The sequence below is a fragment of the Streptomyces sp. ST2-7A genome, assembly GCF_021390475.1.
Lineage (GTDB): Bacteria > Actinomycetota > Actinomycetes > Streptomycetales > Streptomycetaceae > Streptomyces.
In genome coordinates, this window is record NZ_JAJUWS010000028.1 from 36,274 (window position 1) to 48,817 (window position 12,544).

15 protein-coding genes and 1 CRISPR repeat array are annotated in these 12,544 nt (G+C 71.2%); of the genes, 4 read left to right on the top strand and 11 right to left on the bottom strand.

Going from position 1 to position 12,544, the window contains the following annotated elements; all coding sequences use genetic code 11:
• Positions 1–25 precede the first annotated feature (25 nt).
• A complete protein-coding gene (locus LZF96_RS17425) occupies positions 26–640 on the top strand; it encodes a hypothetical protein (RefSeq protein ID WP_233873053.1) in 615 nt (204 codons plus the stop codon).
• 67 nt (positions 641–707) lie between these two features.
• Here LZF96_RS17425 and LZF96_RS17430 read toward each other — a convergent pair whose 3' ends face one another.
• On the bottom strand, positions 708–1,223 hold the full coding sequence (locus LZF96_RS17430; RefSeq protein WP_233873056.1) for a hypothetical protein: 516 nt from the start codon (positions 1,221–1,223) through the stop codon (positions 708–710).
• 172 nt (positions 1,224–1,395) lie between these two features.
• On the opposite strand from LZF96_RS17430, the gene LZF96_RS17435 reads away from it, so the two are divergent.
• Together LZF96_RS17435 and LZF96_RS17440 are read left to right on the top strand one after the other, a co-directional pair.
• The gene (locus LZF96_RS17435; protein WP_233873059.1) at positions 1,396–2,124 is read left to right on the top strand and encodes a hypothetical protein; all 729 of its coding nucleotides are present in this window, start codon (positions 1,396–1,398) and stop codon (positions 2,122–2,124) included.
• A gap of 110 nt (positions 2,125–2,234) precedes the next feature.
• Entirely contained in the window at positions 2,235–3,332 is a 1,098-nt protein-coding gene (locus LZF96_RS17440) for a hypothetical protein (protein WP_233873062.1), read from the top strand.
• A 40-nt stretch (positions 3,333–3,372) separates the two neighbouring features.
• On the opposite strand, the gene LZF96_RS17445 is transcribed toward LZF96_RS17440, so the two are convergent.
• The 3 genes from LZF96_RS17445 to LZF96_RS17455 form a co-directional block, all read right to left on the bottom strand.
• Positions 3,373–4,431, bottom strand: a complete 1,059-nt coding sequence (locus tag LZF96_RS17445; RefSeq protein ID WP_308294225.1) for a methyltransferase domain-containing protein — start codon at positions 4,429–4,431, stop codon at positions 3,373–3,375.
• Between the two features lie 3 nt (positions 4,432–4,434).
• Positions 4,435–4,572, bottom strand: a complete 138-nt coding sequence (locus LZF96_RS17450; protein WP_233873065.1) for a hypothetical protein — start codon at positions 4,570–4,572, stop codon at positions 4,435–4,437.
• 360 nt (positions 4,573–4,932) lie between these two features.
• Positions 4,933–5,181 carry a hypothetical protein gene (locus LZF96_RS17455; RefSeq protein WP_233873068.1) on the bottom strand — a complete coding sequence of 83 codons (249 nt, stop codon included), beginning with the start codon at positions 5,179–5,181 and terminating at the stop codon, positions 4,933–4,935.
• Between the two features lie 152 nt (positions 5,182–5,333).
• Between LZF96_RS17455 and LZF96_RS17460 the strand changes: the two genes are divergently transcribed.
• Positions 5,334–6,554 carry a tetratricopeptide repeat protein gene (locus tag LZF96_RS17460; RefSeq protein ID WP_233873071.1) on the top strand — a complete coding sequence of 407 codons (1,221 nt, stop codon included), beginning with the start codon at positions 5,334–5,336 and terminating at the stop codon, positions 6,552–6,554.
• A 25-nt stretch (positions 6,555–6,579) separates the two neighbouring features.
• A CRISPR array of direct repeats spans positions 6,580–7,158; the repeat unit is 29 nt; unit sequence GGGACCATCCCCGCGTGCGCGGGGAGCAG.
• Between the two features lie 113 nt (positions 7,159–7,271).
• Here the strand turns inward: LZF96_RS17460 and LZF96_RS17465 are convergent.
• The 7 genes from LZF96_RS17465 to cas7e form a co-directional block, all read right to left on the bottom strand.
• Positions 7,272–7,667 carry a type II toxin-antitoxin system VapC family toxin gene (locus LZF96_RS17465; RefSeq protein ID WP_233873074.1) on the bottom strand — a complete coding sequence of 132 codons (396 nt, stop codon included), beginning with the start codon at positions 7,665–7,667 and terminating at the stop codon, positions 7,272–7,274.
• On the bottom strand, positions 7,664–7,918 hold the full coding sequence (locus LZF96_RS17470) for a hypothetical protein (protein ID WP_233873077.1): 255 nt from the start codon (positions 7,916–7,918) through the stop codon (positions 7,664–7,666). The genes LZF96_RS17465 and LZF96_RS17470 overlap by 4 nt, the downstream gene beginning before the upstream one ends.
• 187 nt (positions 7,919–8,105) lie before the next feature.
• Positions 8,106–8,453: a type I-E CRISPR-associated endoribonuclease Cas2e gene (gene cas2e, locus LZF96_RS17475; RefSeq protein ID WP_233873080.1), complete on the bottom strand. Its 348-nt coding sequence runs from the start codon at positions 8,451–8,453 to the stop codon at positions 8,106–8,108.
• Positions 8,450–9,559 (bottom strand): type I-E CRISPR-associated endonuclease Cas1e, encoded by a 1,110-nt coding sequence (gene cas1e / locus LZF96_RS17480; protein WP_233873083.1) that lies wholly within the window; start codon positions 9,557–9,559, stop codon positions 8,450–8,452. Before cas1e ends, cas2e begins: the two co-directional genes overlap by 4 nt.
• A complete protein-coding gene (locus LZF96_RS17485; RefSeq protein ID WP_233873086.1) occupies positions 9,556–10,437 on the bottom strand; it encodes a type I-E CRISPR-associated protein Cas6/Cse3/CasE in 882 nt (293 codons plus the stop codon). Before LZF96_RS17485 ends, cas1e begins: the two co-directional genes overlap by 4 nt.
• A complete protein-coding gene (gene cas5e, locus LZF96_RS17490) occupies positions 10,437–11,234 on the bottom strand; it encodes a type I-E CRISPR-associated protein Cas5/CasD (protein ID WP_233873089.1) in 798 nt (265 codons plus the stop codon). Before cas5e ends, LZF96_RS17485 begins: the two co-directional genes overlap by 1 nt.
• A complete protein-coding gene (gene cas7e / locus LZF96_RS17495; protein ID WP_233873092.1) occupies positions 11,231–12,433 on the bottom strand; it encodes a type I-E CRISPR-associated protein Cas7/Cse4/CasC in 1,203 nt (400 codons plus the stop codon). The genes cas5e and cas7e overlap by 4 nt, the downstream gene beginning before the upstream one ends.
• Positions 12,434–12,544: the final 111 nt, after the last annotated feature.

The window sequence follows — 12,544 nt, forward strand, 5'->3', positions numbered from 1 at the left end:
GAAGAACGGGCGCCCGAGACAACCGATGGCCGAGATCGCACGTCGGGCCCTCGAAGGCACCCTCCCGACGGCATCGCCGGGAGCGGGCTTCGACGAGGGGCCGGTCGTCGCGGATGTGTGCGTCGAGGGCGACCTCGGGTTCGTGCTCATCCTGCACCGCAGGGACGACGGCCACCTCGCCGATGAGATCTACCACTCCCTGCGCGACCCCGACGGCGGCCCCGGCAACGAATGGCCCGACTGCGACCATCTCGGCGGCGGCGCGTTCATGTGGGGGTTCGATCCGATGGACCCGCCGGCGGATGAAGAGAGCTTCACGACCCGCGCGCCGGCGATCAGCACGGACTCCGAATCCCTGATCTACACCGGGCGTGATTCCGGGGACGAGGGCTACGAGTTGGTGCGCGTCGTGGAGCTTCTCGTGCCGACGGAAGCCGATTCCCTCGGTGTCCGGACCAGGGGCGGGGCTGCCCCTCGACACCGCCCGTTGTCCTCCCGCCTCGCCCTGGTCGTCCTTCTCCCGGGAGACCGGGTCCGTGTTCGGGCGGCCCGCTCCACGGAAACCGGATACACCCCGGTGGGAGAGGCCATCGAACTGACCCACCCGGAACATCCGGCGCAGGCCCCCGATTGGTTGTGACCGCAGAGGTGCCGGGCCATGCCACCGGCTCGTCCCTTTCGCCTCGAGATACCTCCCCCGAGGGGCTTCACCCCGCATCCGGTTCATCGGGGGCACAGCCCGGCCCGTGATCCCGAGCGTTGAAGAGCAGTCCGCCGAGAGTGGTGTTCTCGTAGAGCCGGCAGGCGCTTCGCTCCTCCCGGGAGAGGCCCGAGGTGTCCACTTCTTCCAGAGGTGTGGTCAGCAACAATCGGTCGAGAACCTCGAACCCCACCCACGAGAACGCCCGGGCCCACCACGGCGGATCGATGAACCCGGTGTCGAACCACAGCCCGCGCTCCCGGACGAAGGCGATCCAGGGGTGGTGGGCATGGCACAGAACGACGCTCTCCTCCCGATCGTGCAGGACCGACGCGATGTGGAACGTACAGGGGTACGTCCGCTCCTCCACCTCCCCCACCGTGCCCTCGGCCAGGCGCGCGGCCTCGTACAGGCCGGTGCGGAAGAGACGACGATCGATTTCGGGCAGGGGGCCGTCCCCGGGCCGGAAGAAGCCGGTGGCTCCTCGCGGCAGGACGAACGCCGTCTCCCCGTTCCCACACATGGGGCCATACTCCTCGCTTCCCACCGGACCACGCCGGTGAATTCTCGGCAGGGTCCGGCGAAGCCCGTGCTCGTCGCGATGAGTAGGGGCCGATGCCGCACACCTGCTCGGGACACATAGAGTTACGGGTGTGCAACAGCCCGCTTCCCATGTCCACGGGAGAGACCACCTCATGAGTCACCGCCGCGCACGTGCCGCCCTGATGGTCCCGATCCTCACCGCCCTGGCCCTGCTCACGGCATGCGGGGGAAGCGCCGGTGGTGACCACGGAACCGATGACAACGCCGGCCCCATCCGGGGCGCCGACACCCCGGACACCGAGACCGACGACAAGGCCGAGGAAGCCGATGCCCCGGAGGCCACCACCACCGAGGACGAGGACGGCATCGAGCGCCCCGAGATCGTCCTGCCCGACGACATGGTCAACATCTTCGAGGACACCGAGACCGGCGACCCCGAAAAGGACGCCATCCTCGCGGACCTCCAGCGTCGAACCAATTCCGTTGACATGGCTGTTTCTCTCGGCGACCCCTACCACGAAGCCATCTCGTTCTACTCATACGGGGACGCCTGGGAGGCGGCGGAGGAGTATGTCCGTTCGGCCTCCACCAGTGGGGAAGAGGGCCGCACGTGGGCGGGCACGGTCATTTACTACGACTTCGAGGTGACCATCCCCGACCGGGGTGACCCGATGGTGGAGTACTGCAGCGACCGCACCGACTCGCACACCAAGGATCTGGCCACCGGGGAACTCTTGACCGCGGAGGACGGCTCCCAGCACGTCGGCTCCCAACGACGTGCACGCGTGTGGGTGCGGGAGAGTGAGAGCCACGCCGGTGTATGGCAGGTGGCCGGAATGGCTGAACCGGACACGGAGGAGGATGCCCGGTGCCAGCGATGACCGGGTCAAGCCGATACGCCGTGATGACGTGTGGTGTTCTGGGGTGGCTCCTGGTGTCCGCCGCCGCGGCGTCGGCGGATTGGGGTGCGGGCGGAGATCAGAACCACCGTGTGGAGGAGTCTGCGGGCAGCGGGAACAACGAGCTGACCAGCCGCATCACCTACAGCGCCACCCGTGACGGCGGTGAGACCTCGGTGACCCCCGCCGCCGGGGGAGGCGGTGCGTGGTCGCCCCCGGTGTGCTGGTACGAACCCGTGCCCCACGACTACGCGTTGGAGTGGGCACAAGGTCTTCGGCGCCACTGGCAGCAACGGGGATCGGACCCCAACGGCACCGGGGCCGACCATCGCGCCCGCTACTTCGACGGAGAGCCGTGGGCGATCGAGGAACTGGCCGAGGAGGACGGCTACTTCTACTTCTCCGCCTGGAACCCCGACCGGGTCGGCAGCGCCGGGGAAGGCGGCTGTCACGCCCGCCCCTTCTGGGTCGCCGCCGGCGAGGAGTCGTCGGAGGCCCTGACCCTCACCCCGGAGATCATGGCCGAGACCGCCTACGACCGGCTGCCGCTGCCCGACACCGACCCCGTGCTGAATCCCGACGGCCCGCAGGTGGTCAACCTGCCCACCTGGCTGTGGCAGGAGACGGCGGAAACCGGCACCGTGTCGGTGACCGCCACGTTGGAGTCACCGGCCTGGCAGGTGACGGTCACGGCGGTGCCCTCCTCGCTGTCCGTCGATCCGGGAACGACGGACGCGGTCACCCACCCGGCCAACGGCCGGTGCACCACCGGCACCGCCGACACGCTCGGCGTCCCCTACACCCCCGGCCGGACCGGTGAGGAACCGCCGTGCGGTGCCACCTACCTGCGCTCGGGAGACTACGAACTCGACGCCTCGCTCACCTGGACGGTCACCTGGACCGGCACCGGAACCCCCGAACCCCCGAACCCCGGGAGCTCCCCGCCGCCACGGTCCGGGGCACACTGCCGGTCACCGTGCAGGAGGTCCAAGCCGTCGTCCGGTAACGGATCCCGGCCCACCGATCGGGGCGGGGCCGACCGAAGTCGGGAGGCGGTGAGCCGTCCCGCCTCCCGGCCCTCTCGGTACCCGGCCGGCCGTCGCCGGGAAGAGGTCACCCCCTCGCCGGGGAGACCCGGTGGTCGGGGTCGTCGAGCCACACGGTGTGCGACCCGTCCGCCGAGACGGTGAGCCCGAAGCGGTCGAAGCCGGGGCGGCCCCGGTGGTCCCACTACCGCCACGCGCCCTCCAGTTCGTCCCACAACCGTCGCGGGCCGTACTGCACGATGGGGTACCCGGCGGCGGGTTCGTCGTAACCGATCACGGCCCGGCTCGTGGCACCGGTGTCGTACAGCCACAGCCGGTAGGTTCCGGCACCCGTCCGCTCGATGCGGCAGAACAGGTCCGGCACCCGGACGCCGATGACGAACATGTGGAGCCAGCCGCCCACCTCCTCCGGGGAGAGCGCGGTCGTGCCCCGCTCCCCCTCTCCCGGGGCACCGGGGAAGGCGTCGGGGGGCGGCAGGTTCCGGCGTTGGTCACGCAGCCGCATGAACGCCGACGATCCGACGAAGCGTCCGGAGGCCGATCCGTCCCCCGCCACCGCGAGCCGGACCACGGCCTCGCCCCCGTACGTCGGCCCCCACGGGGTGACGATCACCCCGCCCGGTCGGGTCTGGCGCAGCCAGGCCGGCGGCACCCGGCCGGCCGAGCAGGTGGCGATCACCCTGTCGTACGGGGCGCCGGGCGGGTACCCCTCGGCGCCGTCGCCGACGACGGTCGTCGGGGTGTGGCCGGCGGCGTGGAGACGTTGCCGGGCGTCCACGGCGGTCTCCTCGTCCACCTCGACGGTCACCACGTTGCCGGAACCGAGGCGGGCGGAGAGCAGCGCGGCGTTCCACCCCGTGCCCGTCCCGATCTCCAACGCCCTTTCGCCGTCGAGCGGTTCGAGGGCTGCCAACATGGTGAACACCATGGTCGGCATGGAGTTCGAGCAGGAGGGGGTGCGTCCCTTCCCCGGCCCGGTGTAGGTGCCGTCGTCCCACTGGGTGGCGATGGGGGCGTCGCGGTGGACGGCCTCCCACCACGCCTCCGGCTCCTCGGAGCGGATCACGCGCCGGCGCGGCCGGTTCATCCCCGCACGCCCCGGCCAGATGACGTCGGGGACGAAGAGATGCCGGGGCACCGCGTCGTAGGCGGGAACCCACTCGGGGGTCAGCGCCCCCTTGTCGATGAGGGCGGAGGCCAGCCACCGGTGACCGGCCTCCGCGTCGTGCGTCGTCGTCTCCATCGATCAGCGACCGTCCGCCGGGCCCTGACCGTCGTTGGTGTTGCCGCCCTCGTCGGAACCACCGCCACCGTGCTTGTTGCCACTGTCGCTGTCGTCCTGCGGGTTGCCGTCGGTCTTGGGGGTGATCCACTGCGGGTTCATGTCGGAACTCCTTGTGCCGAGGGGTGCTTTTCGGGATGCGGGGTGATCGGTCCGGGGCGGTGGTGACCGACCGGTTCTGGGTCGTGCGCCTGTCACCGGGCGATGAGCCAGGCCGTCGCGAGCAGGAAGCCCATACCGAAGCCGACGGTGAGAGCGAGTGGTTGACCCAGCCGGGCGAGGAGGACTCCTCGCAGTTGCCCGACCATCCGAAGGGTCCGCCTGCCCGGGGGCGCGGCATGGGCGGGGCCGGGCCGTCCTCCGGCCCTCGCCGGAAAGGTCAGCCGGTGACCGGCGGGGGCCGGGCTCGGCCGTCGGGGCCGGGGATCGAACGCGTACGGCACCCGGGTTCGGTACCCGGGCTCATCCATGGCAGCCACCCGTCATGTCTCCGGTGGAGTGGTGAGCGACGGGGACCGGGGGCACCGACGCCGGCGGGCGAACGTCCTCCGGCCGCGCGTCCCACTCCCGCCCGCCACCTTCCGGCCGGAGCTGCACGTACGGCCCCACGTGCCCCATGACGATCCCCACCCGCTTCCGGCGGACGTCATGGACGATCGTCCCCGGGGCGGGAAAGAGAAGCGTATCCTTTTCAGTACGGCGAGTAATCATGACGACGAGGGTGCCGTACCGGAATTTCGAGCGTTACCCCACCATGGGTCACCCATGGTGGGTAAACCGAACGAGTGAAGCGCGATGACCTCGGGGGAAGTGACGTGAGAACATCGGCCGCCGTCCCTCCACACCTGTTGAAACGGGATGACGTGCGGGAAGCCATTGCCACGCAGGATTTCGGGAGGCTGTTCTTCCTCCTCCGCAAGTGGGCGGGCGTCAGCTTCAACCAGATTGCGGAGGCGTGCGACATCAAATCCTCCCGCGTCTGCCAACTGGCACGCGGAGAAGGGACGATCTCAACACTGTCGAAGATCGAACACATCGCCGACGTCCTACGCATTCCCGGCCACATGCTGCGGCTCGCCCCTCGCCCCTGGGAGACGGGGACAGCCTCGGAGACGAGCCCGGGAGCCCGGCCCTCCTCCCTGCCACGGTTGACGGGAACGGACGACACTCCCGTCGGGGATGATTACGTCCGCGCGATCCGGGAGACCTCGCGTCGGTTGGTCCTCCTGGACAACGAACTCAACGGCCTCCCCATCGCCGACATGGCCACCCGCGCCTTCAAAGCGGTCCATCGACGCCTCGGGCAGGGCGACTACGAAGCACGGCACGAACGGGATATCCGCTCGGCCGCCGCCGAGTTGGCGGAGATCGCGGGATGGGCCCTGTTCAACGCGGAGAACCTCGCCGCCGCCCGTCGGTTCAACCAGGAAGCGTTGTTCCTCGCGCGACTGGCCGGGGATGGTTCGATCGAACTCCTCATCCTCCAGAACATGGGCATGGTCTCGGGGTGGGTGGGACGTCACCGCGAGGAACTGGCCATCGCTCGTTCCGTGTTGGAGTCCCGCGAGTTGCCCCCACGGGTGGAGGCGATCTTCCGGGCCAGGGAAGGCCAGGGCCTGGCGGGGACGGGACGCCACGAGGAAGCCGTTCGAAACTTTCTGCGGGCCCGTTCGCTGCTGCAGGACGATCCCCCCGACGTGGCCCCACCCTGGTCATGGTGGATCTCGGAGGACGAACTCGACCGGCAGGAGGGTCGTTCTCTTCAGGAATCGGGACGGTGGGAAAAAGCCGTTCCCCTTCTGCAACGCGCCACCCACGAACCGAGCGGCGAGCCGGTGGGTTACCGGAACGTCGCCGCTGTTCGACTGCTTGCCTGCTTCCTCGAATTGAGGGCGTGGCGTGAGGCGGAGGAGGTCGCGAACTTCCTCGCCCCCGCCACCGGGGAGACGGCCTCCACCATCACCCTGAGCTTGCTGGAGGCCACCGTTCGGCGGGGAAGGGCCGTTCCGGGCGCTCCCCCGGCGCTCCGGGAATCACTGGATCGTGTCGCCGATGCCCTCGGCGAGGACCCCTACGTCCTCTGACCGGCCCGGACCAGATCATCCCCTCGGGACCATCCCCGCGTGCGCGGGGAGCAGCTCACCGGCGAACGCAGGTACGTCGGGCCGCAGGGACCATCCCCGCGTGCGCGGGGAGCAGCGTCCGCCCGGCCGCGGACAGCCTCGCGTCGGGGGACCATCCCCGCGTGCGCGGGGAGCAGACCTCGGTCGGCGCGTTGGTCCGGTCATAGGCGGGACCATCCCCGCGTGCGCGGGGAGCAGGTCCGCACCTTGAACATGGCCGTGCCGGACTTGGGACCATCCCCGCGTGCGCGGGGAGCAGAGGGATCGCACCGCCGCAGCGGCGTTGTTGCGGGGACCATCCCCGCGTGCGCGGGGAGCAGCGGTGGAGTGGCCGTGGTGGGTGCGGAATCCGCGGGACCATCCCCGCGTGCGCGGGGAGCAGCGGGACTTCTCGCAGTAGTTGCGCACGTCCGCGGGACCATCCCCGCGTGCGCGGGGAGCAGGCGGGCACCGGCCACAGAGCCTCCGCGACGCCGGGACCATCCCCGCGTGCGCGGGGAGCAGACTACGGAGAGGAAGTGTGCACGCCTCATGTTGGGACCATCCCCGCGTGCGCGGGGAGCAGAGTAACTGACCTGGGAGTTTACCCGGCGGAGTGGGCCATTTTTGCAAGGAGTGGAGATTCGGACATTTCGACCTGATGGGTCACGGGGTCTCCCTCCCGGCAGTGGGGTCGTTTCAGCGACGTATGAGGCGGGTGGGGCAGCGGACGCCCGGGATGTTGACGAGTCGGCGGTCCATGGTGAGCAGGGGGACTCCCAGCGTCTCGGCCAGGGCGATGTGGCAGGCGTCCGGCGGGGCCAGGTGCGGGTCGAGTTCCCTGATCCGTGGGAGGAGCGGAGCCGGGTCGTAGCAACGGAGGTTGAGGCGGGAAAGGAGCGTGAGGGCACGGTCCGCGCTGGTCGGCGGGAGGTGGTGCCGGCGCGTCAGGGCACTCAGTACCGAGGCGCAGTCGAGTTCGATGCCCCGCACGACGGCCGGGATCTCCCTGGTGAGCAGAGCTCGGAGGCGTTCGGCAGCGATGTCCCCGCCCACCAGGAATCCGACCAGCGCCGAGGTGTCCGTGACGATCACAGCCGTGTCCGTTCCCGCTCGCGGGGTTCGCGGACCTCGGCGACCGCGTTGACCACCCGATGGTTGGCGAGGGCGGAACGGGCCGCGATGGCGGAGGCCCGTTCGGCGGCTTCCTCCCCCGTGAGCAGGGAGGCTTCTCGTTCCAGGATGCGGCGCACGTACTCCTGGAGCGATTGTCCGGCCCGCGCGGCCCTGATTTTCAGGATGTCGGCGGTCTCCTCGGGGAGTTCGCGGAGATGCAGGATGGCCATGCAAGCACGGTGCTTTCCGTGAAGGGGCTCGGATGGTCGGTGAAGTGGGGCGGAGCCCCCGGGGCGAGTGGGTGGGGTGACCGGGAAGGGTCGGTGACCCGTCCCGTTCGGGCGCCCGGGCCCGCGCCGCGCAAGCACGGTGCTTGCACGAGACGGGTGGGCGGTCGGTCCGAACGGGACGGCTGGGTCAGCGGCGTCCGAAGCGGCGGCGTTTGGACGCCTTGCTCCAGCCCTTGGTGGGGGTGGTCGTGGCCGTTGGTGGCTTGTCCGGTCGCCGCAACAGGGTCAGACCCTCGTGGTCCACGGGGTGCCAGTGGTGGTCGTGGGTCTCGAAGGCGAAGCCCTGTTCGGTGTTGGTGCCGTACGCGAGGAGGGCTCGCCCCTGGTTCGCGTATTCGCGCACCTCGTTCCAGAGGATCTCGCGGATGCGGGCGGAGGGGTGGCCGATGAAGACGCCCGGCGATACCTCCGTCAGCCATCGGGTCAGGAACCCGCGTAATCCGGTGGGGCACTTGGTGAGAACGATGACGGTCACCAGATCATCCCGTCGGACGGGTCGTAGTGGGCCAGGTTGTATCCGGAGTCGATCTCCTCGCCGTCCCCGAGGAGGGTGACCCGGTCGGGGGCGGCGGTCTCGTCCCCGAGGTCCCCATCGACCGTGCCGTCCGCCCCGGCGGGGCCGTGCGGAAGGAGGAGTTCCTTGACGTCCTCGACGCAGCGTTCCAACAGGCGGGTTTCGTGGATGCGGTCGCGCAGGGCCCGGCGGGTGCGGGCCCCCACGTCCTCGGGTCCGTTCGCGTTCTCCGTCTCCTCCGTCTCCTCCGTCTCCTGCGCCGCCTCGATCGCCTCGGCTGCGGCCTCGAAGGCCACCGGGATACCGATCTCGACTTTGTAGAGATCGGCGATGTCCAGGGCGAAGGCGAGTTCGTGACCGGAATGGACGAAGCCGAGGCCCGGCGAACAGCCGAGGGCGGCGATCACGGACTGGGCGACGCCGTACATGACCTGGCCGGCCGCCGTGACGGCCTGGTTGGGCGGATCCCCGGCGGTGAAGTCACCGGGGACGTAGTGCCTGCCCTTCCAGGTGATGCCCACCCGTTTGGCCTGTGCGGCGTAGCACTCGCGGACCCGTCGGCCCTCCATGCCGAGAAGTTCGCGGCGGGTGTGACCGGCCGGGTCCTCGTCGGGGAAGCGCTTGCGGTACATGGCGCGCGCCACGTCGAGCCGGGAGCGGGGGTTGGCCCATGCCGTGGCCTGGGCCTGGACGAGGGAGGCCGAGCGGGTGAGGGCCCGGCCGCCGGAGTAGTACCGCACGCCGCGTTCACCGACCCAGACCACGCCCGCGCCGCACTCCCCCAGCAGGCTCATCGCCTGGTGGGTGACCCGGGTACCGGGACCGAGGAGCAGCGTGCCGATGGTCGCCGAGGGGATGTGGGTGGTGCCCTCGCCGTCGTCGGCGGTGAGGGCGTTGGCCTCACGGTGGATGACGCAGTGTTCGAGGTAGACGAAGGAGACACGGTCACCGACGCGGGTCAACTCGCGCGGCGAGGAGACCCGCCGGGAGGCGACGCCCCGCCCGGGTCGGGCGCGGGGCCTTCCGACCGGGGCCGCGCCGGGCTCGCCGGTGGGGGTGACGGTCATCGGGGCGCTCCCGTCGGCGCGAGGGTCATCAGTCCGCAGCCGTAGGCCCGCCCCCGGCCCAGGCCGAGGGTGAGGGTGCGACGCAGGGCGTCCGGGTCGGTGACCTCCAGTCGCCCGTCGAAGGTGGCGGTGACCATGGTGACGGGGCCCGGCTTCCTCCCGTCCGCCGTCTCCCCGCCGGGGGCGGGGTCGGTGAGGGAGAGGAAGGGGTCATGGGCGGCGGCGTCCCCGTCCCGTTCGCCACCGGTCCCGTCGCGGCGGTCGTCGGCACGGCGGGGCTTGTCGAAGCGGTGGTCGCGGCGGTCGTGCACGACGACCTCCAGGGCCCGCAGGGCGTACCGGGCGCGGAGGTCCCGGCGCGTCTTCTCGTCGAGAGCGGGGTCGTCGAGGCCGGCGGGGGGTTCGGGGCGGCGGTGGGGGGCGCGGGGCAGGACGCGGAACCCGGCGGCCTCCTGGCGCTCGGTGAGCCAGCGCAGTTGGTGGGCCGGGACGCGGTGGGCGGTGGGCTTGGTGGGTTCACCGTCCTTGCGGCGGATGTGGTGCACCGGGTTGGCGGTGAGCCGGAACGCCCAGGTGTCCCCGGCGGTCAGGCGATCGAGGAACGGGGCGTACTCGCGGGTCTCCCATCGCGGGGTCTCCGGCCAGCCGGCCTGTTCCACGAGGTGGGTGAGGTCGGGGCGGTCGGGGCCGACGACGTAGAGGAAGACCTCGGCGGGAGCCGGGCGGTCCACCCTCCACAGCACCCGGGGGCCGTCGGCGTCGCTCGGGAGGGCGTCGGCGTAGGAGGACATGACGCAGGCGTGCAGCACCCGGGGCGAGGAGAGGACACGGCGGGCGCCGGTCCGGCGGGTGTTGAAGCGGAAGCGGGTGAGATACATCAGTCGCCTCGCAGCGGGGGCATCGGGTCGTGGTGGGACACGCGCGGGTCGGGGACCGTCGGGATGAAGGAGCTCGCGGGGGAATCCCCGGTCGGCCCCGGGCCGGGGTCGGCGGGGAACCGGCCCGGCTCGATGTCGCGGTCCGCCGCCGGGGCGGGAACCGATCCGGTGACCACACCGCGCAGCGCGTACCGGCGGTGTCGGGGGTCGAAGGAGAGCGGGACGTCGCGCAGGGCGTCCGTCCGGGCGGGCGGGCCGGCGGCCTCGACCAGGGTGGTGAGCCGCACGTCGGTCCGGCGGGCCAGCCGCCGGAGGTACCACTTCGAGGCGTGCCAGGGCTCCCGGGCGAGAGCCTGTGCCAGGTCGCGGTCGGTGTGCAGGCCCAGTTCGACGGGGCGGGCCGGTGGGCAGGAGCGCCGTCCCAGGTAGGGGGTGTAGACGGGTCGGCGCAGGGCCCGGTGCAGTTCGCTCAACAGCTCGTGGTCGCCCTCCAGCGCGGCGACGAAGACGGCGTCGGCGAGATAGAAGCACTCGGAGACCGGCATCGACTTCCCGGTGTCGGCGTGTTGGGCGGTCTGGTAGTCGCGCAGCCGGGTGCCGGGCTGGTCGACCCGCACGCCGAAGCGGAGGGCGGCCAGGTCGGTGAGGTCGGCGGTGCGGTCGCGGCCCTGTGCCGCGGCGAGGAGGCCGAGGACGCCGCTCTTGGTGGGGGCGTTCTCGGTGGTGCGGCGGGCGAACCGGGCCGTGGCGCCCCAGGATTGGAGGGGCCCGGCCAGTTGCAGGAGGAGCACGCTCATGCGTCGGGCCCCATGCGGGTCGCGACGGCCTCGCCGACAGCGGTGACCAGCTCCGGGAGGGTCACCTCCGTGCCGAGGCCGGAGAGCTTGGCCGTGTTCGTGCCCACGCGCAGGACCCAGGTCTCGGTGTCCTCCTCGGCACCGTAGGCGTGCTCGACCTCGGGGATGTAGGAGGCGAGGCGACCGGCGGCCTCGCCGAGGTGGCCCCGCCCCTCGGTGTCGGTGACGGCCTCCTCGAAGGCGCCGACGAAGCTGATCGGCCGGTCGGCGCGGAGCTTGACGATGACCGCGTCGGGGAGGGTCTGGTTGGCGAAGGTGTTCATCTTTCCGGTGGGCAGCGAGGTGACGAAACCCCGGACGAACGCCTCGACGGCCCGCCTGACCGGTTCGCCGGCCGGCTCCTCGGGGCGGAGGCCCGCGCCGAGGTTGCGGCGCAGCAGGTCGATGTCGACGGCGGCGTACCGGTAGAGGGTGGCGGAGTCGAACTCGACGGTGCCGATCATGCCGGCGCCGGATTCGTCGTCGGGGCTCTCGTCGTCCACGGCCGTGTAGTAGTCGGACTCGATCTCGACCGGGTGCACGCCGATGGCGTGGGCGACCTGGGCGGCGGCGTCCACGTTGATGTCGGCGCCGTCGGCGACCATGCGGCCGAAGAGGGCGATGTCCACGGAGTGGCGGGTGTCGGCGATGTTCTTGGCGCGGGCCTTGACCTCCCTGTCCTTGAGGAAGGTCTTGATGTCGGTGCCGGCCGCGACGCTCTCGACCGCGAGGGCGGCCAGGCCCTCGATCTGCCGGTCGGAGAGGAACATCAGGTAGGAGGACTCGGGCGGGGGCGGGGGCGCGCCGTCCTTCTTGGCCTTGTCGGCCTTGCGCTTGGGCGGCTCGATCTTCGTGCCGGTGGCGGCGGAGACGGTCTCGGCCGCGAGGCGGTGGGAGTCGTCCTCGCCGATGGCGGGGCTCAGGGCCCGGATGCGTCCGCCGATCAGTTCGGCGACGCGCTTGGTGCGCACTCCCAGCTCGGCGGGGTCGAGGGTGTCGGTGAACGCCTTGCGGGTGGCTCGCTTCCATGCCTGGCTGGAGACCCGGGCGCGGCGGACGCCGCCGTAGACGGCGGTCTTGGGAGCTCCGGTGTCGTCGCGGTTGAGGTTGCTGGGCGGCACGCTCTGGAGGACGTGCAGGTCGAGGATGGTGCGCTTCACGGTCGTGGTGGTCCTTACTCGTCGGTGTCCGGCACCGGTGCGGGGCCGGTCGGGGATCGGGCCCCGGGGATCGGTCAAGGTGGGACGGGGAGGTGTCCGATCCCGGTGAGG